The sequence below is a fragment of the Streptomyces sp. NPDC006368 genome (genome assembly GCF_040612535.1).
In the GTDB taxonomy this organism is placed as follows: domain Bacteria; phylum Actinomycetota; class Actinomycetes; order Streptomycetales; family Streptomycetaceae; genus Streptomyces.
Genome location: NZ_JBEXQK010000001.1, coordinates 153,842 through 176,584, shown reverse-complemented (window position 1 = coordinate 176,584; position 22,743 = coordinate 153,842). Strand labels below are relative to the sequence as shown.

General features: G+C 68.7%; 34 protein-coding genes and 1 pseudogene. 6 read left to right on the top strand and 29 right to left on the bottom strand.

The features are described 5' to 3' along the window. Window positions 1-18: 18 nt before the first annotated feature. The 28 genes from rpsK to rpsJ all read right to left on the bottom strand — a co-directional run bounded on the left by rpsK (window position 19) and on the right by rpsJ (window position 14,588). Window positions 19-423 carry a 30S ribosomal protein S11 gene (gene rpsK / locus ABZZ38_RS00935; protein ID WP_003956432.1) on the bottom strand — a complete coding sequence of 135 codons (405 nt, stop codon included), beginning with the start codon at window positions 421-423 and terminating at the stop codon, window positions 19-21. Window positions 424-488: 65 nt separating this feature from the next. Further along, the gene (gene rpsM / locus ABZZ38_RS00930; RefSeq protein WP_031076692.1) at window positions 489-869 is read right to left on the bottom strand and encodes a 30S ribosomal protein S13; all 381 of its coding nucleotides are present in this window, start codon (window positions 867-869) and stop codon (window positions 489-491) included. Between the two features lie 184 nt (window positions 870-1,053). Continuing rightward, window positions 1,054-1,167, bottom strand: coding sequence for a 50S ribosomal protein L36 (rpmJ, locus tag ABZZ38_RS00925; protein WP_003956441.1), 114 nt, complete (start codon window positions 1,165-1,167; stop codon window positions 1,054-1,056). A gap of 62 nt (window positions 1,168-1,229) precedes the next feature. Then, window positions 1,230-1,451, bottom strand: a complete 222-nt coding sequence (infA, locus tag ABZZ38_RS00920) for a translation initiation factor IF-1 (protein WP_003956442.1) — start codon at window positions 1,449-1,451, stop codon at window positions 1,230-1,232. A gap of 235 nt (window positions 1,452-1,686) precedes the next feature. Further along, window positions 1,687-2,523: a type I methionyl aminopeptidase gene (gene map / locus ABZZ38_RS00915; RefSeq protein ID WP_356734360.1), complete on the bottom strand. Its 837-nt coding sequence runs from the start codon at window positions 2,521-2,523 to the stop codon at window positions 1,687-1,689. A gap of 117 nt (window positions 2,524-2,640) precedes the next feature. Beyond that, window positions 2,641-3,306, bottom strand: a complete 666-nt coding sequence (locus ABZZ38_RS00910) for an adenylate kinase (RefSeq protein WP_356734359.1) — start codon at window positions 3,304-3,306, stop codon at window positions 2,641-2,643. Next, a complete protein-coding gene (gene secY / locus ABZZ38_RS00905) occupies window positions 3,306-4,625 on the bottom strand; it encodes a preprotein translocase subunit SecY (RefSeq protein WP_356734358.1) in 1,320 nt (439 codons plus the stop codon). The genes ABZZ38_RS00910 and secY overlap by 1 nt, the downstream gene beginning before the upstream one ends. Window positions 4,626-4,905: 280 nt before the next feature. After that, on the bottom strand, window positions 4,906-5,361 hold the full coding sequence (gene rplO, locus ABZZ38_RS00900; RefSeq protein ID WP_356734357.1) for a 50S ribosomal protein L15: 456 nt from the start codon (window positions 5,359-5,361) through the stop codon (window positions 4,906-4,908). 1 nt (window position 5,362) lies between these two features. Beyond that, window positions 5,363-5,545, bottom strand: coding sequence for a 50S ribosomal protein L30 (gene rpmD, locus ABZZ38_RS00895; RefSeq protein ID WP_010473936.1), 183 nt, complete (start codon window positions 5,543-5,545; stop codon window positions 5,363-5,365). Next, window positions 5,545-6,150 carry a 30S ribosomal protein S5 gene (rpsE, locus tag ABZZ38_RS00890; RefSeq protein ID WP_290111857.1) on the bottom strand — a complete coding sequence of 202 codons (606 nt, stop codon included), beginning with the start codon at window positions 6,148-6,150 and terminating at the stop codon, window positions 5,545-5,547. Before rpsE ends, rpmD begins: the two co-directional genes overlap by 1 nt. 40 nt (window positions 6,151-6,190) lie before the next feature. After that, window positions 6,191-6,574, bottom strand: a complete 384-nt coding sequence (rplR, locus tag ABZZ38_RS00885; RefSeq protein ID WP_356734356.1) for a 50S ribosomal protein L18 — start codon at window positions 6,572-6,574, stop codon at window positions 6,191-6,193. Window positions 6,575-6,576: 2 nt separating this feature from the next. Continuing rightward, window positions 6,577-7,116, bottom strand: coding sequence for a 50S ribosomal protein L6 (rplF, locus tag ABZZ38_RS00880; protein WP_356734355.1), 540 nt, complete (start codon window positions 7,114-7,116; stop codon window positions 6,577-6,579). A gap of 21 nt (window positions 7,117-7,137) precedes the next feature. After that, on the bottom strand, window positions 7,138-7,536 hold the full coding sequence (gene rpsH, locus ABZZ38_RS00875; protein ID WP_031076677.1) for a 30S ribosomal protein S8: 399 nt from the start codon (window positions 7,534-7,536) through the stop codon (window positions 7,138-7,140). A 208-nt stretch (window positions 7,537-7,744) separates the two neighbouring features. Then, complete coding sequence (locus tag ABZZ38_RS00870) at window positions 7,745-7,930, bottom strand: type Z 30S ribosomal protein S14 (protein ID WP_003956452.1); 186 nt, start codon at window positions 7,928-7,930, stop codon at window positions 7,745-7,747. A gap of 5 nt (window positions 7,931-7,935) precedes the next feature. Further along, entirely contained in the window at window positions 7,936-8,493 is a 558-nt protein-coding gene (rplE, locus tag ABZZ38_RS00865) for a 50S ribosomal protein L5 (RefSeq protein ID WP_004984522.1), read from the bottom strand. After that, entirely contained in the window at window positions 8,493-8,816 is a 324-nt protein-coding gene (gene rplX / locus ABZZ38_RS00860; RefSeq protein WP_031076675.1) for a 50S ribosomal protein L24, read from the bottom strand. Before rplX ends, rplE begins: the two co-directional genes overlap by 1 nt. A 2-nt stretch (window positions 8,817-8,818) precedes the next feature. Beyond that, window positions 8,819-9,187, bottom strand: coding sequence for a 50S ribosomal protein L14 (gene rplN / locus ABZZ38_RS00855; RefSeq protein WP_003956455.1), 369 nt, complete (start codon window positions 9,185-9,187; stop codon window positions 8,819-8,821). Window positions 9,188-9,284: 97 nt separating this feature from the next. Beyond that, complete coding sequence (gene rpsQ, locus ABZZ38_RS00850; RefSeq protein WP_356734354.1) at window positions 9,285-9,593, bottom strand: 30S ribosomal protein S17; 309 nt, start codon at window positions 9,591-9,593, stop codon at window positions 9,285-9,287. Continuing rightward, window positions 9,593-9,817, bottom strand: coding sequence for a 50S ribosomal protein L29 (rpmC, locus tag ABZZ38_RS00845; protein WP_067163159.1), 225 nt, complete (start codon window positions 9,815-9,817; stop codon window positions 9,593-9,595). Before rpmC ends, rpsQ begins: the two co-directional genes overlap by 1 nt. Further along, window positions 9,817-10,236 carry a 50S ribosomal protein L16 gene (gene rplP / locus ABZZ38_RS00840; RefSeq protein WP_017949658.1) on the bottom strand — a complete coding sequence of 140 codons (420 nt, stop codon included), beginning with the start codon at window positions 10,234-10,236 and terminating at the stop codon, window positions 9,817-9,819. Before rplP ends, rpmC begins: the two co-directional genes overlap by 1 nt. A gap of 5 nt (window positions 10,237-10,241) precedes the next feature. Then, on the bottom strand, window positions 10,242-11,078 hold the full coding sequence (gene rpsC, locus ABZZ38_RS00835) for a 30S ribosomal protein S3 (RefSeq protein WP_356734353.1): 837 nt from the start codon (window positions 11,076-11,078) through the stop codon (window positions 10,242-10,244). Next, window positions 11,078-11,425, bottom strand: coding sequence for a 50S ribosomal protein L22 (rplV, locus tag ABZZ38_RS00830; RefSeq protein ID WP_030685471.1), 348 nt, complete (start codon window positions 11,423-11,425; stop codon window positions 11,078-11,080). Before rplV ends, rpsC begins: the two co-directional genes overlap by 1 nt. Window positions 11,426-11,474: 49 nt before the next feature. After that, the gene (rpsS, locus tag ABZZ38_RS00825) at window positions 11,475-11,756 is read right to left on the bottom strand and encodes a 30S ribosomal protein S19 (protein WP_031076666.1); all 282 of its coding nucleotides are present in this window, start codon (window positions 11,754-11,756) and stop codon (window positions 11,475-11,477) included. A gap of 12 nt (window positions 11,757-11,768) precedes the next feature. Continuing rightward, a complete protein-coding gene (rplB, locus tag ABZZ38_RS00820; protein WP_356734352.1) occupies window positions 11,769-12,605 on the bottom strand; it encodes a 50S ribosomal protein L2 in 837 nt (278 codons plus the stop codon). Between the two features lie 41 nt (window positions 12,606-12,646). Further along, a complete protein-coding gene (gene rplW, locus ABZZ38_RS00815) occupies window positions 12,647-12,964 on the bottom strand; it encodes a 50S ribosomal protein L23 (protein WP_356734351.1) in 318 nt (105 codons plus the stop codon). Next, complete coding sequence (gene rplD / locus ABZZ38_RS00810) at window positions 12,964-13,614, bottom strand: 50S ribosomal protein L4 (protein ID WP_356734350.1); 651 nt, start codon at window positions 13,612-13,614, stop codon at window positions 12,964-12,966. The genes rplW and rplD overlap by 1 nt, the downstream gene beginning before the upstream one ends. 7 nt (window positions 13,615-13,621) lie before the next feature. Beyond that, window positions 13,622-14,266: a 50S ribosomal protein L3 gene (rplC, locus tag ABZZ38_RS00805; protein WP_058942728.1), complete on the bottom strand. Its 645-nt coding sequence runs from the start codon at window positions 14,264-14,266 to the stop codon at window positions 13,622-13,624. Between the two features lie 13 nt (window positions 14,267-14,279). Continuing rightward, the gene (gene rpsJ, locus ABZZ38_RS00800; protein ID WP_003948644.1) at window positions 14,280-14,588 is read right to left on the bottom strand and encodes a 30S ribosomal protein S10; all 309 of its coding nucleotides are present in this window, start codon (window positions 14,586-14,588) and stop codon (window positions 14,280-14,282) included. 651 nt (window positions 14,589-15,239) lie between these two features. Here rpsJ and ABZZ38_RS00795 point away from each other — a divergent pair. After that, a complete protein-coding gene (locus tag ABZZ38_RS00795; protein WP_356734349.1) occupies window positions 15,240-15,944 on the top strand; it encodes a DUF5819 family protein in 705 nt (234 codons plus the stop codon). Here ABZZ38_RS00795 and ABZZ38_RS00790 read toward each other — a convergent pair. Further along, window positions 15,929-16,903 carry a TetR/AcrR family transcriptional regulator C-terminal domain-containing protein gene (locus ABZZ38_RS00790; protein ID WP_356734348.1) on the bottom strand — a complete coding sequence of 325 codons (975 nt, stop codon included), beginning with the start codon at window positions 16,901-16,903 and terminating at the stop codon, window positions 15,929-15,931. The two genes, ABZZ38_RS00795 and ABZZ38_RS00790, sit on opposite strands and share 16 nt — an antisense overlap. Window positions 16,904-17,064: 161 nt before the next feature. Between ABZZ38_RS00790 and ABZZ38_RS00785 the strand changes: the two genes are divergently transcribed. From ABZZ38_RS00785 to ABZZ38_RS00765, 5 genes and pseudogenes are all read left to right on the top strand, one after another. Continuing rightward, window positions 17,065-18,216, top strand: a complete 1,152-nt coding sequence (locus tag ABZZ38_RS00785; protein WP_356734347.1) for an FAD-dependent monooxygenase — start codon at window positions 17,065-17,067, stop codon at window positions 18,214-18,216. Between the two features lie 175 nt (window positions 18,217-18,391). Continuing rightward, window positions 18,392-18,940: pseudogene (locus tag ABZZ38_RS00780) on the top strand (polynucleotide adenylyltransferase); the annotation flags it as partial. Window positions 18,941-19,092: 152 nt separating this feature from the next. Further along, window positions 19,093-20,001 (top strand): hypothetical protein, encoded by a 909-nt coding sequence (locus tag ABZZ38_RS00775; protein WP_356734635.1) that lies wholly within the window; start codon window positions 19,093-19,095, stop codon window positions 19,999-20,001. 89 nt (window positions 20,002-20,090) lie between these two features. Continuing rightward, window positions 20,091-20,354 (top strand): hypothetical protein, encoded by a 264-nt coding sequence (locus tag ABZZ38_RS00770; protein WP_356734346.1) that lies wholly within the window; start codon window positions 20,091-20,093, stop codon window positions 20,352-20,354. A 239-nt stretch (window positions 20,355-20,593) separates the two neighbouring features. Further along, window positions 20,594-22,669, top strand: a complete 2,076-nt coding sequence (locus ABZZ38_RS00765; RefSeq protein ID WP_356734633.1) for a PIG-L family deacetylase — start codon at window positions 20,594-20,596, stop codon at window positions 22,667-22,669. Window positions 22,670-22,743: the final 74 nt, after the last annotated feature.

The following is a 22,743-nucleotide window of genomic DNA, read 5'->3' as shown; positions in this document are numbered from 1 at the left end:
CGCAAAAACAGCCGTGCGTCAGACGCGGCGGCGCTTCGGCGGACGGCAGCCGTTGTGCGGCGTGGGGGTGACGTCCTGGATCGAGCCGACCTCGAGGCCGGTGGCCTGGAGGGAGCGGATCGCGGTCTCACGGCCGGAGCCGGGACCCTTGACGAAGACGTCGACCTTGCGCATGCCGTGCTCCTGCGCGCGGCGGGCGGCCGACTCGGCGGCCATCTGCGCGGCGAAGGGGGTGGACTTGCGCGAGCCCTTGAAGCCGACGTGGCCGGCGGAGGCCCAGGAGATCACGTTGCCGGACGGGTCCGTGATCGAGACGATCGTGTTGTTGAACGTGCTCTTGATGTGCGCGTGGCCGTGAGCGACGTTCTTCTTTTCCTTGCGGCGCACCTTCTTGGCAGCGCCCTGACGTCCCTTGGGGGGCATGTCTTAACTCCTACGGGAGGTGGTCGGTCCTACAGCGAAGACCGTGGACAGTCGTCCGCTGCGGACTACTTCTTGCCCGGCTTCTTCTTGCCGGCGATGGCGCGACGCGGGCCCTTGCGGGTACGGGCGTTCGTGCTGGTGCGCTGACCGCGGACCGGCAGGCCACGGCGGTGACGCAGACCCTGGTACGTGCCGATCTCGACCTTGCGGCGGATGTCGGCCTGGATCTCGCGACGGAGGTCACCCTCGGTCTTGAGGTTGGCGTCCACGTACTCGCGGATCTTGACCAGGTCCTCTTCGGACAGGTCACGAACGCGGGTGTTCGGGTTCACACCGGTGGAGGCGAGGGTCTCCTTCGCCAGGGTGCGGCCGATGCCGAAGACGTAAGTGAGTGCGACCTCCACGCGCTTGTCGCGCGGGATGTCAACACCGGAAACGCGTGCCATTCAATGGCTCCTGTGTGATCGGGGGTCTTCCGCAGCGCCGTTCTCTGGCCGCCGTACGAGGTACGGACCAGGTCCCCGGCCCCCGCCGGAGGTGTCGCCGGCCCTGTCAGGGCTTGGCGGGCGCTGCGTATGTACGAATTCGCTTGCGTCGCGCGAAGAACTGCGAGGTGCAGGTCGGCGTGCGTCAGCCCTGGCGCTGCTTGTGGCGCAGGTTGTCGCAGATGACCATGACCCGACCGTGACGGCGGATCACCTTGCACTTGTCGCAGATCTTCTTGACGCTCGGCTTGACCTTCATGGGATGTGAGGTTCTCCGGGTCAGTGCCACCACCCGCGCGGAAAGCGGGGTGCGGGCAAGATCTACTTGTAGCGGTAGACGATCCGCCCACGCGTCAGGTCGTACGGAGACAGCTCCACGACGACCCGGTCGTCCGGGAGGATACGGATGTAGTGCATCCGCATCTTGCCGGAGATGTGCGCGAGGACCTTGTGACCGTTCTGGAGCTCCACCTTGAACATGGCGTTCGGCAGGGACTCGATCACGGTGCCCTCAATTTCGATGGCACCTTGCTTCTTGGCCACGCTTCGCCCTTCGAATCGGCTACCTTGATCGACTCTCACACCCCGGGTGTGGACACACGGATGCACGAGAGCCGACGCATCAGTCTACGTCAGGGCATGGGAAAAGACGAATCGGGGAAGTGTGCCCACCCCGGAAGATCGTTACGCGGCTCGGCGGGGGCCGGTACGGGCCGGGCGAGCGGGGGCGATCCCCACGCCGGCCTCCGGCCGACGGGGGCGGCTCGGCGAGGGCCGGTCAGGCGAGCGGGTCGGGGGCCGCCGTGACGCCCAGCTCCGCCAGCTTCGCCTTGCCTCCGTCGGGGGCCGTCAGGACCAGCGGGCCGTCTTCCGTGAGGGCCACGGAGTGCTCCCAGTGGGAGGACCAGGTGCCGTCCGTCGTGATGACGGTCCACTCGTCCTCCAGGACCTCCGTACGCGGGGTGCCGAGGGACACCATCGGCTCGATGGCCAGGCAGAAGCCCGGGACCAGCTTGGGACCCTTGCCGCGCTTGCGGGAGACGTAGTTCAGCAGGTGCGGGTCCATGTGCATCTCGGTGCCGATGCCGTGGCCGCCGTACTCCTCGATGATCCCGTACTTGCCGCCGCCCGGCTTCGGCTGGCGGCGGATGTACGTCTCGATCGCCCGGGAGATGTCGACCAGCCGGTTGCCGTTCCTCATCGCGGCGATGCCCTGCCACATCGACTCCTCGGTCACCCGGGAGAGCTCCAGCAGTTCCGGCGCGTGACCGGAGCCGACGAAGGCCGTGTAGGCCGCGTCGCCGTGCCAGCCGTCGACGACCGCGCCGCAGTCGATCGAGATCACGTCGCCGTTCTTCAGGACCACCTCGTCGCTGGGGATGCCGTGGACGACGACCTCGTTCACGGAGGTGCAGATGGTGGCGGGGAACCCGCCGTACCCCAGGAAGTTCGACTTGGCCCCGTACTCGGCGAGGACCTTGCGCGCCACCTCGTCCAGGTCCTTGGTGGTGGCCCCGGGCACCGCGGCCTCGCGCGTCGCCGCGTGGATGGCGGCGACGACCAGCCCCGCCTCGCGCATCTTCGCGATCTGCTCGGGAGTCTTGATCTGCACCATGACGGCTGACGCCTTTCGAACGGAGAACGGGGTGACCTCACAACGATACGGCCGCACGACATCGGCCGCGGCGCCCCGAGGGGCACCGCGGCCGAGGTACGACACGTACGGGAGGAACTACGCGGCCTGCTCGCCCCGGCCCCGCAGCGCCTCCATGGCCCGCCCGGTCACGTCATTGACCTTGCCGAGCGCGGAGATGGTGACCACCAGGCCCTGGGCCTTGTAGTAGTCGATGATCGGCTCGGTCTGCGTGTGGTAGACCTCGAGTCGCTTGCGCACCGTCTGCTCGGAGTCGTCGTCGCGCTGGTACAGATCGCCGCCGCAGACGTCGCAGACGCCCTCGGTCCTGGGCTGCGAGTACGTCACGTGGAAGACGTGCGCACTGTCGTTGCGGCAGATGCGGCGGCCCGCGATCCGCTTCACGACCTCGTCCTCGGGGACCTCCAGGTCCAGGACCGCGTCCAGCTTCATGGACTCGGAGTCCAGCATGGCGTCCAGCGCCTCGGCCTGGGCCACGTTGCGCGGGAAGCCGTCCAGCAGGAAGCCGTTCACGGCGTCCGGCTGTTCCATGCGGTCCTTGGCCATACCGATGGTCACCTCGTCGGGCACCAGGTTGCCGGCGTCCATGTACGCCTTGGCCTGCTTGCCCAGCTCCGTGCCCTGGCTGATGTTGGCACGGAAGAGGTCGCCCGTGGAGATGTGCGGAATCGACAGGTTCTTGGCAAGGAACGCGGCCTGCGTTCCCTTGCCCGCACCGGGCGGTCCGACGAGGACGATTCGCATCAGCGGAGGAACCCTTCGTAGTTGCGCTGCTGGAGCTGGCTCTCGATCTGCTTCACGGTCTCCAGACCCACACCCACGATGATCAGGATGCTCGTCCCGCCGAACGGGAAGTTCTGGTTCGCGCCACCGAAGCCCGCCAACGCCATCGTCGGCACAAGAGCGATCAGACCCAGATACAGCGAGCCCGGCCAGGTGATCCGGTTGAGCACGTAGCTCAAGTACTCGGCAGTAGGTCGACCAGCCCGGATACCCGGGATGAAGCCACCATACTTCTTCATGTTGTCCGCGACTTCGTCGGGGTTGAACGAGATGGCCACGTAGAAGAACGCGAAGAACACGATCAGGAGGAAGTACACGGTGATGTAGTACGGGTGGTCACCCTTCACGAAGTGCGCTTCGATCCAGGTCTTCCAGCCCGCGGTGGAGCTCGAGAACTGCGCGATCAGTGCCGGGATGTAGAGCAGCGACGACGCGAAGATGACGGGAATCACACCCGCCTGGTTCACCTTGAGCGGGATGTACGTGGACGTACCGCCGTAGGAGCGCCGGCCGATCATGCGCTTCGCGTACTGCACGGGGATCCGGCGCTGGGCCTGCTCGACGAAGACGACGAGCGCGACCATCACGAAGCCGATCAGGATGACCGTGCCGAACTCGATCCAGCCCTTGGCGAGCTTGCCGCTCTCCTTGATGGCCCACAGCGCGCCCGGGAAGCCGGCCGCGATCGAGATGAACATCAGGATCGACATGCCGTTGCCGATGCCGCGGTCGGTGATGAGCTCACCGAGCCACATGACCATGGCGGTTCCGGCGGTCATGGTGATGACCATGACGATGGTGACGAAGATCGACTGGTCGGGTACGACCTCGCCCGCGACCGTGCAGCCGCTGAAGAGGGCGCCGGTACGGGCGGTGGCGACGAGGCCGGTGCCCTGGAGGATCGCCAGCGCGACCGTGAGGTAGCGGGTGTACTGCGTGATCTTCGCCGTGCCCGACTGGCCCTCCTTCTTGAGGGCCTCCAGGCGTGGGATGACCACGGTCAGCAGCTGCAGGATGATGCTCGCCGTGATGTACGGCATGATGCCGAGCGCGAAGATCGTGATCTGCAGCAGCGCCCCGCCACTGAACATGTTCACGAGGCCGAACAGGCTGTTGTTGCCCTGCTGGGCCTGGTCCACACACATCTGGACCTTCTCGTAGCTGACCCCGGGCACGGGGATGTGCGCCCCGAGCCGGTACAGCACGATGATGCCCAGCGTGAAGAGCAGCTTCTTGCGCAGGTCGGGCGTCTTGAACGCCCGGGCGAACGCGGTGAGCACGGTGCCTCCTGCGACCCCCGCGCTATGCGTCAGAGGTGACGGTCTTGAGGATCGACGAATACGTATCAGTCAAAACCGCGTGGCCCGGCCCATGAGTTCCCATGAGTTCCCATGAGTTTCCACGAGCGGACCGCGCGGCCCGGGGCCGGGGCCCCAAGTCATTCATTACAGCAACAGTGCACGCCACCTTACCGGCGGACATGCCCCCCTAGGAACGACCAACCGGGGATGCCCCTTTTGAGAGGCATCCCCGGTCGGATGTTCAAGCCATCGAGTCGTCTCAGACGAGCTCGGTGACGGTACCGCCGGCGGCGGTGATCTTCTCCTTGGCGGAGCCGGAGACGGCGTCAACCGAAACCTGCAGCGCCACGGAGATCTCGCCCTGGCCCAGGACCTTGACGAGCTGGTTCTTGCGCACCGCGCCCTTGGCGACCAGGTCGGCCACCGTGACCTCGCCACCCTGCGGGTAGAGCGAGGCCAGCTTGTCCAGGTTCACGACCTGGTACTCGGTGCGGAAGGGGTTCTTGAAGCCCTTCAGCTTCGGGAGACGCATGTGGAGGGGCATCTGGCCACCCTCGAAGCGCTCCGGAACCTGGTAACGGGCCTTCGTGCCCTTGGTACCACGACCGGCCGTCTTACCCTTCGACGCCTCACCACGACCGACACGGGTCTTGGCGGTCTTGGCGCCCGGGGCGGGACGGAGGTTGTGGACCTTCAGCGGGTTCTGCTCCGCCATGTCAGTCGACCTCCTCGACCGTCACGAGGTGGCGGACGGTGTGCACCATTCCGCGGAACTCGGGGCGGTCCTCCTTGACGACCTGCGTGTTGATCCCCTTGAGGCCAAGGGAGCGCAGGGTGTCGCGGTGGTTCTGCTTGCTGCCGATGTACGACTTCGTCTGCGTGATCTTGAGGCGGGCCATTACGCACCCGCCCCGGCACGCGCACGGAGAAGAGCCGCGGGGGCGACGTCCTCGAGGGGCAGACCACGGCGAGCCGCGATCTCCTCGGGACGCTGCAGGCCCTTGAGGGCCGCCACGGTCGCGTGCACGATGTTGATCGCGTTGGACGAGCCAAGCGACTTCGACAGGATGTCGTGAACGCCGGCGCACTCGAGCACGGCACGCACCGGACCACCGGCGATAACGCCGGTACCCGGGGAAGCCGGCTTGAGCATGACGACGCCCGCGGCCTTCTCACCCTGGATGGGGTGCGGGATGGTGCCCTGGATACGGGGGACCTTGAAGAAGTGCTTCTTGGCCTCCTCCACACCCTTGGCGATGGCGGCCGGCACCTCCTTGGCCTTGCCGTAACCGACACCCACGGTGCCGTCACCGTCGCCCACCACGACCAGCGCGGTGAAGCTGAAGCGACGACCACCCTTCACAACCTTGGCGACGCGGTTGATCGCGACGACGCGCTCAACGTACGCGGTCTTCTCGGCGGCAGCAGCGCCGCCGTCACGGCCCTTCCGGTCCCGCCGCTCGCCGCCACCGGCACCGCTTCCGCGGCGCTGGGGTCCAGCCATTGGACTTTCCCTTCCTAGTCTTCCTACGTGCGGAACCGGCTCAGAACTTCAGGCCGGCTTCACGGGCGGCGTCCGCCAGGGCGGCGATGCGCCCGGCGTACTGGTTGCCGCCACGGTCGAACACGACAGCCTCGATACCGGCGGCCTTGGCACGCTCGGCCACGAGCTGGCCGACCTGCTTCGCCTTCGCCGACTTGTCGCCTTCGCCGCCGCGGATGGACGAGTCCAGGGTGGACGCCGACGCGAGCGTGTGGCCCGCGACGTCGTCGATGACCTGAGCCGTGATCCCGCGGTTGGACCGCGTGACGACCAGGCGCGGACGCTCGGTCGTACCCGCGATCTTCTTGCGGATGCGGATGTGGCGACGCTTCAGGGCAGCGCCCTTGTAGGCCTTGCCCTTGGCAATCTTTACGCCGTATGCCATGGCTACTTACCAGCCTTTCCGACCTTGCGGCGGATGACCTCACCCGCGTACTTCACGCCCTTGGCCTTGTAGGGGTCGGGCTTGCGAAGCTTGCGGATGTTCGCGGCGACCTCGCCGACCTTCTGCTTGTCGATGCCCTCGACCGAGAACTTGGTCGGCGACTCGACCTTGAAGGAGATGCCCTCGGGGGCCTCCACCAGGATCGGGTGGCTGTAACCGAGCTGGAACTCCAGGTCGGAGCCCTTCGCGGCGACGCGGTAACCGACACCGCTGATCTCGAGCGCCTTCGTGTACCCCGCGGTCACACCGGTGATCATGTTGGCCACCAGCGTGCGGGACAGGCCGTGCAGGGCCTTGTTCTGACGCTCGTCGTTGGGGCGGGTGACGTTGAGAACGCCGTCCTCACCCTTAACGATCTCGATCGGCGCGGCAACGGTGTGGGAGAGGGAGCCCTTGGGGCCCTTCACCTGGACCGTACGGCCATCGATGGTGACGTCCACGCCGGCGGGAACCGTGATGGGGAGCTTGCCAATACGCGACATTAGCTATTCCTCCGTTCCCGACTACCAGACGTAGGCGAGGACTTCCCCACCCACGCCCTTCTTCTGCGCCTGCTGGCCGGTCAGGAGACCGTGGGACGTGGAGATGATCGCCACGCCCAGGCCGCCGAGGACCTTCGGCAGGTTGGTGGACTTCGCGTAAACCCGCAGACCGGGCTTCGAGATCCGCTTGATGCCCGCGATGGAGCGCTCACGGTTCGGGCCGAACTTCAGCTCGAGGACGAGGTTCTTGCCGACCTCGGCGTCCTCGACCTTCCAGCCCGTGATGAAGCCCTCCTGCTGGAGGATTTCCGCGATGTGAGACTTGATCTTGCTGTGCGGCATCGTCACGGTGTCGTGGTACGCCGAGTTCGCGTTACGCAGACGAGTCAGCATGTCTGCGATGGGATCAGTCATGGTCATGAATTGGCCTTCGGCCTCTCTCGCCGGGGTTTCCTATGTGCGCCATCCCTCTCCCCACTCAGTGGCGGGACGGGTGCGGTGCGGGGACCTACGGCGTAGTAAGTCGTACGGGCGGCAGGCGCCCAACCCCACAAGCCTACGTCATGCGGGGAAGGGCTCCTGCCGACCAGATGCTTACCGAGAGACTCCGGTCATCCCAACTGGGGGATTACCAGGAGCTCTTGGTCACGCCCGGCAGCTCGCCACGGTGAGCCATCTCACGGAGGCACACGCGGCACAGGCCGAACTTGCGGTAGACGGAGTGCGGACGACCGCAGCGCTGGCAGCGGGTGTACGCGCGCACGCCGAACTTGGGCTTGCGAGCAGCCTTCGCGATGAGAGCCTTCTTCGCCATCTCGCTTACGCCTCCTTGAAGGGGAAGCCGAGGTGACGGAGGAGCGCGCGGCCCTCTTCGTCGTTGGTCGCCGTGGTCACCACGGTGATGTCCATACCCCGGACACGGTCGATCTTGTCCTGGTCGATCTCGTGGAACATGACCTGCTCCGTGAGACCGAAGGTGTAGTTGCCACGGCCGTCGAACTGCTTGGGGGACAGGCCGCGGAAGTCGCGGATGCGCGGAAGCGCCAGCGACAGGGTGCGGTCCAGGAACTCCCACATGCGGTCGCCACGGAGCGTGACGTGGGCGCCGATCGGCTGGCCCTCACGCAGCTTGAACTGCGCGATGGACTTGCGAGCCTTGGTGACGGCCGGCTTCTGACCGGTGATCGTGGTGAGGTCGCGGATGGCGCCCTCGATCAGCTTGGAGTCGCGGGCGGCGTCGCCCACACCCATGTTGACCACGATCTTGACGAGGCCGGGGACCTGCATGACGTTCTCGTACGAGAACTCCTCACGCAGCTTGCCCGCGATCTCCTCGCGGTACTTCGTCTTCAGACGCGGAGTGGTGGTGGTAGCCATCAGATGTCCTCACCCGTCCGCTTGGCAACGCGGATCTTGTTGCCCTCGTCGTCGAAGCGGTAACCGACGCGGGTCACGACCTTCTTGCCGTCCTTCTCCACGACGAGCTGAACGTTGCTCACGTGGATGGGGGCCTCGGTGGTGATGATCCCGCCGGTCTGCGAGCCACGAGCGGTCTGGCCGGCCTTGGTGTGCTTCTTGACCCGGTTGACACCCTCGACCAGGACGCGGTCCTCGCGGGGGAAGGCCGCGATGACCTTGCCCTGCTTGCCCTTGTCCTTACCGGTGATGACCTGGACCAGGTCGCCCTTCTTGATCTTCATGCTTACAGCACCTCCGGCGCGAGCGAGATGATCTTCATGAACTTCTTCTCGCGCAGCTCACGGCCCACGGGGCCGAAGATACGGGTGCCGCGAGGGTCGCCGTCGTTCTTCAGAATGACGGCGGCGTTCTCGTCGAAGCGGATGTACGAGCCGTCCTGGCGGCGGCGCTCCTTCACGGTGCGAACGATGACCGCCTTGACGACGTCACCCTTCTTCACGTTGCCACCGGGGATCGCATCCTTGACGGTGGCGACGATGACGTCACCGATGCCCGCGTAGCGGCGACCGGAACCACCGAGAACACGGATGCAAAGGATCTCCTTGGCACCAGTGTTGTCGGCGACACGCAGTCGCGACTCCTGCTGGATCACGTCTATCTCCTGATTGTCTGCCGGTTCCCGGTGGGGTGCCGTGCGGCACCCCACCGAGCCTGGCGGAACGAACTCGAAGGGTTACCCCTGCGAGCGATTACTTGGCCTTCTCGAGGATCTCGACGACGCGCCAGCGCTTCGTCGCGGACAGCGGCCGGGTCTCCATGAGGAGGACGCGGTCGCCGACACCCGCGGCGTTCTGCTCGTCGTGCGCCTTGAGCTTGTTGGTACGGCGGATGACCTTGCCGTACAGCGCGTGCTTGACGCGGTCCTCGACGGCGACGACGACGGTCTTGTCCATCTTGTCGCTGACGACCAGACCCTCACGGGTCTTGCGGAATCCGCGGGAGCCCGCGGCGGAGCCGCTGTCGGTTGCAGTGTTCTCGGTCACGTTGTTCTCGCTCATCAGGCGCTCTCCACCGTCTCGATGCCCAGCTCGCGCTCACGCATCAGGGTGTAGATCCGGGCGATGTCCTTACGGACGGACTTGAGCCGACCGTGGTTCTCGAGCTGCCCGGTCGCCGCCTGGAAGCGGAGGTTGAACAGCTCTTCCTTGGCCTCGCTGAGCTTGGCAACAAGCTCCTCGTTGCCCAGCTCGCGCAGCTCGGACGCCTTGGTTCCGGCCGACATCACGCCTCACCTGCCTCGCGCCGAACGATGCGGCACTTCATCGGAAGCTTGTGAGCAGCGCGGGTGAGCGCCTCACGAGCAATCTTCTCGTTCGGGTAGGACAGCTCGAACATCACCCGACCGGGCTTGACGTTCGCGACCCACCACTCCGGGGATCCCTTACCGGAACCCATGCGGGTCTCGGCGGGCTTCTTCGTCAGCGGGCGGTCCGGGTAGATGTTGATCCAGACCTTGCCGCCACGCTTGATGTGGCGGGTCATCGCGATACGAGCCGCCTCGATCTGGCGGTTGGTCACGTACGCCGGAGTGAGGGCCTGGATGCCGTACTCGCCGAACGCAACCTGCGTACCACCCTTGGACATACCGCTGCGCTTCGGGTGGTGCTGCTTGCGGTGCTTGACCCTACGGGGGATCAGCATTTCGGTCAGGCCTCCGTTCCGGTGCTCTCAGCAGCCGGAGCAGGGGCAGCAGCCTCGGCCTTGGGGGCCTCGGCGGCGGAACCAGCCTGCTGCGGCTTGCGACCGCGACCGCCACGCTCGCCACCGCGGCCACCACGGCCGGCGGGGCGGTCAGCGCCACCGCGGGCCGGGCGGTTGCCGGCGCGGGCAGCGGCGTTCTCGGCGCGAACCTCGGCGATGTTCTTGACGTCGCCCTTGTAGATCCAGACCTTCACGCCGATGCGGCCGAAGGTGGTCTTGGCCTCGAAGAAGCCGTACTCGACGTTCGCGCGGAGCGTGTGCAGGGGCACACGACCCTCACGGTAGAACTCCGAGCGGGACATCTCGGCGCCGCCGAGACGGCCACCACACTGGATCTTGATGCCCTTGGCGCCCGCCTTCATCGCCGACTGCATGCTCTTACGCATGGCGCGGCGGAAGGAGACGCGGGAGGACAGCTGCTCCGCCACGGCCTGGGCCACGAGCTGAGCGTCGACCTCGGGGTTCTTGACCTCGAGGATGTTCAGCTGGACCTGCTTGCCCGTGAGCTTCTCGAGGTCGCCGCGGATGCGGTCGGCCTCGGCGCCACGGCGGCCGATGACGATGCCGGGACGCGCGGTGTGGATGTCCACCCGCACGCGGTCACGGGTGCGCTCGATCTCAACCTTCGAGATACCGGCGCGCTCCATGCCGGACGTCATCATCCGACGGATGGCGACGTCTTCCTTGACGTAGTCCTTGTACAGCTTGTCGGCGTACCAGCGCGACTTGAAGTCGGTGGTGATGCCGAGCCGGAACCCGTGCGGGTTTACCTTCTGGCCCATTACCGGGTTCCTTCCTTGCTGCTGACGACCACGGTGATGTGGCTGGTCCGCTTGCGGATCCGGTAGGCACGGCCCTGGGCACGCGGACGGAACCGCTTCAGGGTCGGGCCCTCGTCTACGTACGCCTCGCTGATGTACAGCGAAGAGGCGTCCGTGTGGTCGTAGTTGTGCGCGGCGTTGGCAATGGCGCTGTCCAGCACCTTGCCCACCGGCACGCTCGCGGCCTGCGGGGCGAAACGCAGGACCGCCTGAGCCTCCGTGGCGTCCATGCCACGGATGAGGTCCACCACGCGGCGGGCCTTCATGGGCGTGACGCGGATGTACCGCGCCTGGGCCCTGGCTTCCATGGTTGTCCCTTCAGTGTCTGACACGTTCGTCATGGTCTGTCACCCCGCGTTAGCGGCGCTTCGACTTCCGGTCGTCCTTGACGTGGCCGCGGAAGGTGCGAGTCGGCGAGAACTCGCCGAGCTTGTGGCCGACCATCGACTCGGTGACGAACACCGGGATGTGGGTCTTGCCGTTGTGCACCGCGATCGTGTGGCCGAGCATGGCCGGGACGATCATCGAGCGACGGGACCAGGTCTTGATGACGTTCTTGGTGCCGGCTTCGTTCTGCGAATCCACCTTCTTGATCAGGTGGTCGTCGACGAAGGGCCCCTTCTTGAGACTACGCGGCATCTAAACCCGCTCCTAGCGCTTCTTGTTCGTCTTGCGGCGGCGGACGATGTACTTGTTGCTCGCCTTCTTGGGAGAACGAGTACGACCCTCCTTCTGACCCCACGGGGAGACCGGGTGGCGACCACCGGAGGTCTTGCCCTCACCACCACCGTGCGGGTGGTCGACCGGGTTCATGGCGACACCACGGACGGTCGGGCGAACGCCCAGCCAGCGCTTACGGCCGGCCTTGCCCCAGTTGATGTTCGACTGCTCGGCGTTGCCGACCTCGCCGATGGTGGCGCGGCAGCGGACGTCGACCAGACGGATCTCACCGGACGGCATGCGCAGGTGGGCCATCTGGCCCTCCTTCGCGAGCAGCTGCACGGAGGCACCCGCGGAGCGGGCGAACTTCGCGCCGCCGCCGGGACGGAGCTCGATCGCGTGGATCGTGGTACCGACCGGGATGTTGCGCAGGGCCAGGTTGTTGCCCGGCTTGATGTCGGCGCCGGGGCCGTTCTCGACCCGGTCGCCCTGGCTCAGGCCACGCGGGGCGATGATGTAGCGCTTCTCGCCGTCCACGTAGTGGAGCAGCGCGATGCGCGCGGTGCGGTTCGGGTCGTACTCGATGTGAGCGACCTTGGCCGGCACGCCGTCCTTGTCGTGACGACGGAAGTCGATCACGCGGTAGGCGCGCTTGTGGCCACCGCCCTGGTGACGGACGGTCACACGACCGGTGTTGTTACGGCCGCCCTTGCTGTGCAGGGGGCGGACCAGCGACTTCTCCGGCGTGGACCGCGTGATCTCGACAAAGTCGGCGACGCTGGAGCCACGACGGCCCGGAGTCGTCGGCTTGTACTTGCGGATACCCATTTCTCAGTCCTCGTCCGATATTCGGACGATCCAGACCGCCGTTAGGCGGTCGGACCGCCGAAGATGTCGATACGGCTGCCCTCAGCAAGGGTCACGATGGCGCGCTTGGTGTTCGCGCGCTTACCGAAACCGGTGCGGGTGCGCTTGCGCTTGCCCTGACGGTTGATCGTGTTCACCGACGTGACCTTGACCGAGAAGACCGCCTCGACGGCCTGCTTGATCTGGGTCTTGTTCGCGGTGGGCGCCACGATGAACGTGTACTTGTTCTCGTCGAGCAGCGCGTAGCTCTTCTCGGAGACAACCGGCTTGACGAGAACGTCGCGCGGGTCGGAGAAGGTCTTGCTGGTGATCTCGGCCATCAGGCCTCGCTCCCCTCGTTGTCAGCGGCCTTGGGGCCAGACACGAAGGACTCGAAGGCGGCCTTGGTGAAGACCACGTCGTCGGAGACGATCACGTCGTACGTGTTCAGCTGGCCCGGCTCCAGGATGTGCACCTGGGGCAGGTTGCGGGCGGACAGCCACGCGGCCTCGTCGGCGCGCTCGACGACCAGGAGCAGGTTCTTGCGCTCCGAGATCTTGCCGAACAGCGTCTTGGCGGCCTTGGTGGAGACCTCGCCCTCGACCACGCCGGTGACGACGTGGATGCGGGAGTGACGCGCCCGGTCCGAGAGGGCACCGCGGAGGGCGGCGGCCTTCATCTTCTTCGGGGTGCGCTGCGAGTAGTCACGCGGCACGGGGCCGTGGACGACGCCACCGCCGGCGAACTGCGGGGCGCGGGTCGAGCCCTGACGGGCGCGGCCGGTGCCCTTCTGGCGGTACGGCTTCTTGCCACCACCGCGGACTTCGCCACGGGTCTTGGTCTTGTGCGTGCCCTGACGGGCAGCGGCCAGCTGTGCGACGACGACCTGGTGGATCAGCGGAACGCTGGTCTTCGCGTCGAAGATCTCCGCGGGGAGCTCGACGGTACCGGCCTTGTCGCCTGCCGGCGAAAGGATGTCAATGGTGCTCATCGTTACCTCAGGCCCCCTTGGCCGCGGTACGGACCAGGACGAGGCCGCCGTTCGGACCGGGGACCGCGCCCTTGATGAGCAGCAGACCCTTCTCCGCGTCAACGGCGTGGACGGTCAGGTTCTGGGTGGTGACCCGCTCGTTGCCCATACGGCCCGCCATGCGGAGGCCCTTGAACACACGGCCCGGGGTGGCGCAGCCACCGATGGAACCGGGGGAGCGGTGCTTGCGCTGGGTGCCGTGACCGGCGCCGAGGCCCTTGAAGTTGTGACGCTTCATGACACCGGCGAAGCCCTTGCCCTTGCTCTTGCCGGTGACGTCGACCTTGACGCCCGACTCGAACACGGCAGCGGTGATCTCCTGGCCGAGCGTGTACTCGCTGGCGTCAGCGGTACGCAGCTCCACCAGGTGGCGGCGCGGGGTGACGTCGGCCTTGGCGAAGTGACCCTTGAGGGGCTTGTTCACCTTGCGCGGGTCGATCTCGCCGAAGGCGATCTGGACCGACTCGTAGCCGTCGATGTCGTTCGTGCGGACCTGGGTGACGACGCAGGGCCCGGCCTTGACGACGGTCACCGGGACAACCCGGTTGTTCTCGTCCCAGACCTGGGTCATGCCGAGCTTCTCGCCCAGGACGCCCTTAATGTTCTTTGCCATCTCGCGCGTCACCTCAGAGCTTGATCTCGATGTCGACGCCGGCCGGCAGGTCGAGACGCATGAGCGAGTCAACCGTCTTCGGCGTGGGGTCGAGGATGTCGATGAGGCGCTTGTGCGTGCGCATCTCGAAGTGCTCGCGCGAGTCCTTGTACTTGTGCGGCGACTTGATGACGCAGTACACGTTCTTCTCAGTGGGCAGCGGCACCGGGCCCGCGACCGACGCACCGGTACGGGTCACCGTCTCGACGATCTTCTTCGCCGAGGAATCGATGACCTCGTGGTCGTAGGCCTTGAGCCGGATGCGGATCTTCTGTCCCGCCATGGCTACTCAGTAGTCCTGTCTCTCGTAACGCTCTGGTACCTGGTGGGCTGTGCTGTACAGAAGCCCCGTCCTGATCTCCGACCCACGCGGTCGGGCGTGTCGCATCCCCTCTACGTAGAAGTCCCGAAGGATTTCCCAACCAAGGGGGTGCGGGCCCGAGGACCGCGAGCCGGGGGTCGAACACCCACCGGGTGCCTGGTCGGCGCCCCGCTGACACTTCCCGGAAGATTCCCGTACGTCCGCCCCTGATCAGAGACGACGAGTACTGTGGGACTTGCTTCCGGTCCTCCCGGCGGGAGGCGCGCAGCATCGGCACTCAACCGAGCAACCCGGACAGTCTGCCATACGGGTACGAGCCGACGCCAATCGAGCCCATGAGATTACCCCGCGGGGGTTGCGTGTCAAACCCTGGCACGCATGGAACGCCACGCTCCGCACACGGGGCCCGGCCGGGTCCCGCAAGGCGTCGCCCCTGTGCGACCGGCTCCCCTTGACCGGAATCCACCCGGGCCACGGCCCGCGTCGACCGGGGTGGGCGTGTCCCATGGCCCAGTCGGCTCACCGGCGAGGGTGACTGCTTGCGCCACTCGTCGCTTCCGGCCGTCGGCAACCGTATTTTCCTTTCGCCCGGGGGAAAGGACTTCCATGCGAATGGAAGCGCCCCACTCCCGCCCCGCGGAAGACACGGAAGACCCGGAAGACACGCGAATCGCGGAAGACACCGTAGCGGCCCGTGCCCGGCCATGGCCGCCCTGGGCCCTGGGCACGCTGATCGGGGCCGGGCTCGTCCTCGCCGGCGCCGTCGTCGTCCACCTGGGCGTGGTCTCCCTCGACATCGCGCCGTCCAACGCCGCCGCCGGGCATCGGGACGCGGTCGACGCGTACCTCCAGCGCGCTTCGGGCCAGGACCACAGGCCGTTCGCGGCCGATCCCGCGCGGCGCAAGGAGTCCCTCGGCGTCCGGCTGCGCACGCGGGGCGAGGACGGCGCCCCGGTCGTCTCCGAGTGGATCGACCTCACTCTCCAGGACGCCGCCGCGACCGGGGGTGCCCCGGCCGGCCTGGCGTACCGGAACACACTCCGCCGCGCCTGGGACAGCTTCGTCGACCACCACGGCCACAACGGCGCGCCGACCGGTGACCCGAAGGGTGAGCTGTCCACGGCGTACTTGAAGCGGGCCGTCCTCCAGCGGATCGGACGCGAGTGGCGGGGCCGGCCGGTCATCGCTCTCCAGGTCGCCGTCCGTTTCGCGGCGGTGCCGCGGCCGTCGTGGCGCACGGAGGACCCCCCGGCCACCACCACCCACCGGATGCTGCCGTGGTGGTGGGTGACGGACCACGACTACCGGGCGCCGTGAGCCGGGCCACCCTCGATGATCCCGGCGATGCCGTCGAGCAGCGGCCGCAGCCCGAAGGTGAAGAGCGCGTCCAGGTCGAGGTCGTATCCGTCCTGGAAACCGGCGAGGGTGCGGGCGAAGGCGGGGTAGCGCCCCGAGTCGACGACGTCCCGCAGGGCCGCCTCCTGGCGGTCCATCCACTCGTCCTCCGTGAGACCGGTCGCGGCCTGCGCCTGGGTCTCGCGCTCCAGGTTGACCGCCAGCCCGTGGACGTAGCCGTAGACCAGCAGGTGGATGTCGAACCTCGTCCTGGCGTCGAGGCCATGGCCTTCCAGAGCGCCGAGCAGCCAGTCGCCGTGGGCGATCAGGTTCGGCAGGACCAGCGGTCGGTTGAGCGGCCCGATCTGGGCGACCCACGGGTGGCGGCGGCACACCTGCCACAGGGCGCGCGCCCCCGCCTCCAGCCGGGGACGCCAGCCGTCGGGCGGTACGGCGGGGAGTGCCACCTCGCCGTAGGCGGCGTCGGCCATCAGCGCGACGAGGTCGTCCTTGCCGGTGACGTAGCGGTACGGGGACATGGCCGCCACGCCCAGGCGGGCCGCGACGCCACGCATGGAGAGCGCGGTGAGCCCCTCGGCGTCGGCGATCTCGATCGCGGCGCGGACGATCCGGTCCCGGGTGAGCTCGGGGTGCTGCCCGCCGCCGTGCGGGGGCTGCCTCCGGGGTTCCGCCTCCCGCCCCGTCGCGTTCGGGCGCTGCCGTGCCGCGACGACCGTGCCGACGCGCGGGCGGGCTTCCACCTGGCCTTCGAGGCGCAGGGTGGTCAGCGCCTTGGTGGCGGTGGCGAGCGCCACGCCCCAGTCCCGGGCGATCCGTCGCGTCGAGGGGATCCGGTCGCCGGGGAGCAGCTCGCCCTCGGTGATACGCCGCCGGATGTCGGCGGCGATGCGCAGATAGGGCGGCTGGGACGCCTCGGCCACGGATCTTCTCCTCGTCTCTTCCTGTACTAGGGCAGACGCTACCAGCGGCAACCTCGTCACGTCACCTCTCTGCCCTAGTACAGAGGCGGGATTCCACCCTTGCCGCAGCCTGCATATACGTCGTACATTCAGCGGCGTACACCGTACGGAGGGGGTAGGACATGAGGACGGTTCTGATTTCGGGCGGCGGCATCGCCGGTGCCGCGCTGGCCCTGCTGCTGCGTCGCCGCGGCTTCGCGCCGACGGTCGTGGAGCGGGCTCCCGAGGTGCGCCCCGGCGGACAGGCGGTCGACATCCGGGGCGTCGCGCTCGACGTCGTCGACCGGATGGGCCTGCTCGCGGAGGCGTGGGAGCTGCGGACGCGGATACGGGGCATGTCGGTGCTCGCCGCCGACGGCACGGAGATCGAACGGTCGACCGACTACGCCCTCAGCAGCGGGCGGCTCGACGGCGACGACATCGAGGTGCTGCGCGAGGACCTGGTCCGGCTGCTGTACCGGCACACGCGTGACGACGTCGAGTACCTCTTCGGCGACACCATCACCGCCCTGGAGGAGCACGAGGACGGTGTACGCGCGCACTTCGCCCATGGCCCCTCGCGGGACGCGGACGTGGTGGTGGGCGCGGACGGGCAGCACTCGGCGGTGCGGCGGCTCGCCTTCGGCCCGGCCGAGGACGTCACCCACCACCTGGGCAGTTACCTGTCCGTCTTCAGCGCCGACAACTTCCTCGGCCTGGACAACTGGCAGCTCTGGCTCCGCGACGGCGACGCGGGCTTCGGCATCATGCCGGTGCGCGACAACAGCGAACTGCGCGTCGCCTTCGGCTTCCGGTCGGCCAAGCTGGACGGCGACCACCGCGACGTGGAGTGGCTGCGCCGGCTCACCGCCGACCGGCTCTCCGGCCTGCGCTGGGAGGCCGGCAGGCTGACGAAGGCCGCGTTGGAGGCCCCGGACTTCCACTGCGACTCCATGGCCCAGATCCGTATGGACCACTGGTCGCGGGGCCGGACGGTCCTGCTCGGCGACGCCGGCTACTGCGCCTCGCCGTTCTCGGGACAGGGCACCGGTCTCGCCCTGGTGGGCGCGTACGTCCTGGCGGAGGAGCTGGCCGGCGGCGGCCACGCGTCCGCCTTCGCCCGGTACACCTCCCGCATGCGGCCCTTCGTCGAGCTGAACCAGGCGCTGGCGACGGAGAACCCGGACGGGCCGCCGTCGGAGGCGTCGCTGACGCGGGCGAAGAACGCCCTCACGCTCGACGGCTGTGCGCCGGTGCGGACGGCCGCGTACGGGCGGAGTCGCCCCACCGGGTGACGAGCGGGCCGATGGCATATGCCGACGGCCTGGTGGACCTCCCGTCCGCCCCATGACCAGTTCCTCGTACGAGGTGATGCACCGGCTCCTCCGGGAAGACCCGGGAAGTCTCGCCCGGACCCTTCGGACCCTGGGCATCCCGCTCCCCCAGCCCGCGGCGGTCTGCCTGCCGCCCGGGGAGCTGCTCCGGCGCTTCTTCGCCACGTGGGCTGCCTGGGACTGGCGCGAGCCGGTTGGCGCCCCCGCGCCCCCCGCGGTCGCCGGTCGCGCTCATGACCCGACCGAGCCGGTACGGGCCTGCACCGACCAGGTCGGCGCCGGTGGCCGGGACCTGCTGACGCACGAGCTCTTCCGGGCCTGGGACACCCTGGAGACGGCGGCCGCGTCCGGCGCCGACCCCTGGCCCGCCCTGCTGGCCCCGCCCGTGCTGCACCGCCGCCACGCCGCCTGGGCCGTCCTCACGGTGCCCGACTCCGAACACGGCCGGGTGCGGGGCCGGATGCGCGCGCTCCTGGCGGACCTGGAGGAGGCGGGAGCGCCGGACGCCCACGCCTGGCCCCGCCCCTTCGCCACGTCCCGGTCCTCTGCCCGCTACGCGATCGGCCTCGGCACCACCCCACCGGACGCCCACCGCCTGGCCCGCATCGCGGAACACCGCCTGCGGGGCCTGCCGGGCACCACCCTCACCAGGGCGGAGCGCGGGGACGTCCCCACGCTCCGGTGACCGCGGAGAGCCTCACTCCCCCGGGTGAACCTTCCCAACTTCCCTTGTCAGGGCCCTGGTTGGGCGACCTACGGTTGTGCCCGTACACGTCACGCATACGCCATCGGCATATGCATGACCCTCCACCCACCCCGCAGTTCGACAGGACCCGCATGGTCAGCTCACCCCACGAGGCGATGCACCGCATCTTCCAGGAGTACCCGGGGCTCTTCTCACGCGTCTCCGAGGTGCTCGGCGTCGCCATCCCCGCGCCCACCTCGGTCACCATCCTTCCCACCGACCTCAGCGAACCCCGCCCCCTCGAACGCCGCGTCGACACGCTGCTGCGTTTCGACACGGAGACGGACGGCTCCTTCCTGCTCGCCGTGGAGGCGCAGGGCAAGAAGGACCCCGCCAAACCGGCCAGCTGGGCGTATTACCTCTCCTACCTGCACACCAAGTACCAGCTGCCGCCCTTGCTGCTGGTCGTCTGCCAGGACCGCGCCACCGCCGAGTGGGCCGCCCAGCCGGTCCACATCGGCCCCGCCCAGTGGGCCGCGCTGACCCTCCGCCCACTCGTCGCGGGCCCGCACAACATGCCCGTGATCACCAACACCGCCGAGGCCCGCAAGGACCTGGCGCTGTCCACACTGGCCGCGATCACACACGCCGGCGATCCGGAGGTCGGTGCCATACTGAAGGCACTCTCCGCCGCCCTGCGCGACACACCTGAAGATCTCGCCCACCCCCTCGCGGAACTCATCGCACAAGGCCTGGGCAGGCGCCCAGCCGCACACCAGTGGAGGCACCTGATGGCCGTCGACCTGTCCTTCTACAAGTCGCCCATCTCCCAGGAGATCCGAGAAGAAGGCCGCGCAGAAGGCCGAGAAGAAGGCCGCACCCAGGGCCGCGCGGAGAGTCGCGCAGAGGACCTCCTCCTCGTCCTCGAACAGCGCGGCATGGACATCCCCGACGGCGCCCGCGAACGCATCACCCACTGCGACGACGCCGAACTCCTGCGCCACTGGCTCACCCGCGCCGTCACCGCACCCACCCTGGAAGACGTCTTCACCGAGGACTAGACCCGGTTCCGTCCAGGCACCCGGTCAGGGACCGTCCCGTGATCACGGGCCCTGACCGGCGCCCAGCCGCACACCAGTGGAGGCACCTGATGGCCGTCGACCTGTCCTTCTACAAGTCGCCCATCTCCCAGGAGATCCGAGAAGAAGGCCGCACCCGAGAAGAAGGCCGCACCCAGGGCCGCGCGGAGAGTCGCGCAGAGGACCTCCTCCTCGTCCTCGAACAGCGCGGCATGGACATCCCCGACGGCGCCCGCGAACGCATCACCCACTGCGACGACGCCGAACGCCTGCGCCACTGGCTCACCCGCGCCGTCACCGCACCCACCCTGGAAGACGTCTTCACCGAGGACTAGCGGAAAGCAGCCGCGCGCCGCGGCCGGCGGCGCCCTGAAGGCGCTCGCAGGTCGCGGCCCTCGGGCGTGCCACCTGCCCTCCCCCTCCCCCCCTGCGTCGCAGGCAACCCGGTCCGCCGATAATCCGTCTAGACGATCGCGGAGGGCGGCTTCGGTCAGCCCCGCGCCACTCGGGGACGACGTACGCAGACGGGGGCACCGCTGCGGGGGAAGCGGACGGAGCGCAACACGTGAAGGACATACGGGGGGCAGGGCTGCGCCCTGCCGGTTTCCGGCGGCGGGGGGTCCTCGCGTCGGCCGCCGCACTCGCCGTCGCCGGTCTCGCCGGGTGCACCGTACCGGCGCCGCGGCGCAAGGGGCCCACCGCCGACCCGGCGCCGGGGATACCGATCACCAGCTCGCGGCGCGCCCAGCTCATGCAGATAGCCGCGCACCCGGACGACGACCTGTACTTCATGAACCCGGACACCCAGCGCATGGTCGACGCCGGTGTCCCCCTGGTCTCCGTCTACGTCACCGCCGGCGAGCACGACGGCAAGAACCACATACCCGGCCGCAAGGACGTCGTCGCCGACAAGTCCGCCTACTCCTCCGCCCGCCACCAGGGCCTGCGCCAGGCGTACGCGGCGATGCTCGGGCTCGACACGTTCACGCCCTGGCAGAAGGGCGTGATCACCCTCCGCGGTGACCGCCGCGCCGAGATCAACACGCTCACCCACGGCAACCGCCGGGTCGAGCTGATCTTCCTCAACCTCGCGATGCACACGCCCCGCCGCTGGATGGCGCTGCCCAGCCTGTGGCAGGACCGCCGGCTGGGCCTGCGCACCGTCGTCGCCGCCGACTCCCCCGTACGCAAGGCCGACGACTACGACCACGACCGGCTGATCGACGTACTCGTCGGGCTGATGGAACAGTACCGCCCGACGGTCATCCACACCCTGGACCCGGACCCGGACATCCAGCACAGCGACGAGCGGACCCGCAAGAAGGACTCCGAGCAGCCCGGCTACTCGGACCACGCCGACCACACCGCCGTCGCGTCGTTCAGCTGGGCCGCCATGGTCCGCTGGGTGGCGCACGCGACGCAGGACGGCGGTGCGATACCCGCCTTCGTCACCACCGCCTTCCGCGGCTACTACAACCGCCACTGGCCCAAGAACCTCCCGGCGCCGGTCCTGAAGGAGAAGGCCGCGCACCTCGTCCCGTACGGCGGCGACCCCTCCTGGCAGTGCGGCAACGCCGGCGGCTGCGGCGACTACAACGTCGGCGGCGACCGCCCGCTCACCAACAAGAAGGGCTGGGTACGGGCCACCCACTACCGTTACCCGGACCCCGGCCCGGTCGTCGTGACCGAGCCGGACGGGCGGCTCGCGGTGTACGGGGTGCTGGGCCTGCGCGCGGTGCGCTGGCACGAGACCGAGGCCGGCAGCGGCCAGTGGGGCGACCCGGACGACCTGGGCGGCGGGCCGCTCGCGCCCGGGCTCGGCGCCGCGGCTCTCGGGGACGGGCGCCATCTGCTGTTCGGGCTCCGTTTCTCGGCGCTCGGCGGGCACGGCGGCCCCAACAGGCGCGAGATCGTGCTGCTGGAGCAGCGCACCGCGGGTGGGCCGTTCCTCGCCTGGCGCGGGCTCGGCAACCCGGAGCACGGTGACGACCGCGGGCGCCGGATCGGCACCCCGGTGGCGGTCACGGCCCAGGACGGCCGGGTCCATCTCTTCGTACGCAACGCCGACAAGGGCGTCAGCAGCCGGGTACGGCAGCCCGACGGCAGCTGGGGCCCATGGCGCGACCTGGGCGGCGCCGAGGTGCAGGACGGCCTGGCCGCCGGGGTGGACCACTCCGGTCGCGTCCACCTCTTCGCGGCCGGGCGGGAGAGCGTCCACCACTGGGCGCAGGACGCGCCGGGCGGGCCGGTCGCCTTCCGCCCCGACAGCGGCCTGCCCGTCTCCGGCGACCCGGTCGCGGTCGCCGCCACGCCCGACGGTGACCTGGAGCTGTACTACCGCGCGCCCACCCGGCAGAAGCTGACGGTGGTACGGGCCGACGGCGGCGCCCCCAGCCGCGTCGCCCTCGACGGGTACGGGCCGGTCAGCGCCGCCGCCACCCCCAAGGGCCCCGTGCTGCTCGGCAAGGACCTGCGCGGCCGGGTCAGTATCCGCAACCGCGACGGCCACCTGGCCACCCGTACGCAAGGGGCCGTGCCCCTGGAGTCGGCCACCCTGCACCCGCACCGCCGGCACGGCTTCCTCGCGATCGGGCTGGGCGCGGACGCCCACCCGTGGGCGTGGGCGCCGGAGCCGCGCACCGAAGGCTGACCGTCCGCGGCACAGCGCGGACGCGGAGAACCGGGACATGCGAAAGGGCCCCGCACCGAAAGGTGCGGGGCCCT

What these genes read in the sequence shown, in the direction of transcription:
- rpsK (WP_003956432.1), bottom strand. Translation starts at nt 423, where the DNA reads ATGCCCCCCAAGGGACGTCAGGGCGCTGCCAAGAAGGTGCGCCGCAAG.
- rpsM (WP_031076692.1), bottom strand. Translation starts at nt 869, where the DNA reads ATGGCACGCGTTTCCGGTGTTGACATCCCGCGCGACAAGCGCGTGGAG.
- rpmJ (WP_003956441.1), bottom strand. Translation starts at nt 1,167, where the DNA reads ATGAAGGTCAAGCCGAGCGTCAAGAAGATCTGCGACAAGTGCAAGGTG.
- map (WP_356734360.1), bottom strand. Translation starts at nt 2,523, where the DNA reads ATGGTGCAGATCAAGACTCCCGAGCAGATCGCGAAGATGCGCGAGGCG.
- ABZZ38_RS00910 (WP_356734359.1), bottom strand. Translation starts at nt 3,306, where the DNA reads ATGCGAATCGTCCTCGTCGGACCGCCCGGTGCGGGCAAGGGAACGCAG.
- rplO (WP_356734357.1), bottom strand. Translation starts at nt 5,361, where the DNA reads ATGGCGGAGCAGAACCCGCTGAAGGTCCACAACCTCCGTCCCGCCCCG.
- rpmD (WP_010473936.1), bottom strand. Translation starts at nt 5,545, where the DNA reads ATGGCCCGCCTCAAGATCACGCAGACGAAGTCGTACATCGGCAGCAAG.
- rpsE (WP_290111857.1), bottom strand. Translation starts at nt 6,150, where the DNA reads ATGGCTGGACCCCAGCGCCGCGGAAGCGGTGCCGGTGGCGGCGAGCGG.
- rplR (WP_356734356.1), bottom strand. Translation starts at nt 6,574, where the DNA reads ATGGCATACGGCGTAAAGATTGCCAAGGGCAAGGCCTACAAGGGCGCT.
- rplF (WP_356734355.1), bottom strand. Translation starts at nt 7,116, where the DNA reads ATGTCGCGTATTGGCAAGCTCCCCATCACGGTTCCCGCCGGCGTGGAC.
- rpsH (WP_031076677.1), bottom strand. Translation starts at nt 7,536, where the DNA reads ATGACCATGACTGATCCCATCGCAGACATGCTGACTCGTCTGCGTAAC.
- ABZZ38_RS00870 (WP_003956452.1), bottom strand. Translation starts at nt 7,930, where the DNA reads ATGGCGAAGAAGGCTCTCATCGCGAAGGCTGCTCGCAAGCCCAAGTTC.
- rplE (WP_004984522.1), bottom strand. Translation starts at nt 8,493, where the DNA reads ATGGCTACCACCACCACTCCGCGTCTGAAGACGAAGTACCGCGAGGAG.
- rplX (WP_031076675.1), bottom strand. Translation starts at nt 8,816, where the DNA reads ATGAAGATCAAGAAGGGCGACCTGGTCCAGGTCATCACCGGTAAGGAC.
- rpsQ (WP_356734354.1), bottom strand. Translation starts at nt 9,593, where the DNA reads ATGAGCGAGAACAACGTGACCGAGAACACTGCAACCGACAGCGGCTCC.
- rpmC (WP_067163159.1), bottom strand. Translation starts at nt 9,817, where the DNA reads ATGTCGGCCGGAACCAAGGCGTCCGAGCTGCGCGAGCTGGGCAACGAG.
- rplP (WP_017949658.1), bottom strand. Translation starts at nt 10,236, where the DNA reads ATGCTGATCCCCCGTAGGGTCAAGCACCGCAAGCAGCACCACCCGAAG.
- rpsC (WP_356734353.1), bottom strand. Translation starts at nt 11,078, where the DNA reads ATGGGCCAGAAGGTAAACCCGCACGGGTTCCGGCTCGGCATCACCACC.
- rplV (WP_030685471.1), bottom strand. Translation starts at nt 11,425, where the DNA reads ATGGAAGCCAGGGCCCAGGCGCGGTACATCCGCGTCACGCCCATGAAG.
- rpsS (WP_031076666.1), bottom strand. Translation starts at nt 11,756, where the DNA reads ATGCCGCGTAGTCTCAAGAAGGGGCCCTTCGTCGACGACCACCTGATC.
- rplB (WP_356734352.1), bottom strand. Translation starts at nt 12,605, where the DNA reads ATGGGTATCCGCAAGTACAAGCCGACGACTCCGGGCCGTCGTGGCTCC.
- rplW (WP_356734351.1), bottom strand. Translation starts at nt 12,964, where the DNA reads ATGGCCGAGATCACCAGCAAGACCTTCTCCGACCCGCGCGACGTTCTC.
- rplD (WP_356734350.1), bottom strand. Translation starts at nt 13,614, where the DNA reads ATGAGCACCATTGACATCCTTTCGCCGGCAGGCGACAAGGCCGGTACC.
- rplC (WP_058942728.1), bottom strand. Translation starts at nt 14,266, where the DNA reads ATGGCAAAGAACATTAAGGGCGTCCTGGGCGAGAAGCTCGGCATGACC.
- rpsJ (WP_003948644.1), bottom strand. Translation starts at nt 14,588, where the DNA reads ATGGCGGGACAGAAGATCCGCATCCGGCTCAAGGCCTACGACCACGAG.
- ABZZ38_RS00795 (WP_356734349.1), top strand. Translation starts at nt 15,240, where the DNA reads ATGGAAGCGCCCCACTCCCGCCCCGCGGAAGACACGGAAGACCCGGAA.
- ABZZ38_RS00785 (WP_356734347.1), top strand. Translation starts at nt 17,065, where the DNA reads ATGAGGACGGTTCTGATTTCGGGCGGCGGCATCGCCGGTGCCGCGCTG.
- ABZZ38_RS00775 (WP_356734635.1), top strand. Translation starts at nt 19,093, where the DNA reads ATGGTCAGCTCACCCCACGAGGCGATGCACCGCATCTTCCAGGAGTAC.
- ABZZ38_RS00770 (WP_356734346.1), top strand. Translation starts at nt 20,091, where the DNA reads ATGGCCGTCGACCTGTCCTTCTACAAGTCGCCCATCTCCCAGGAGATC.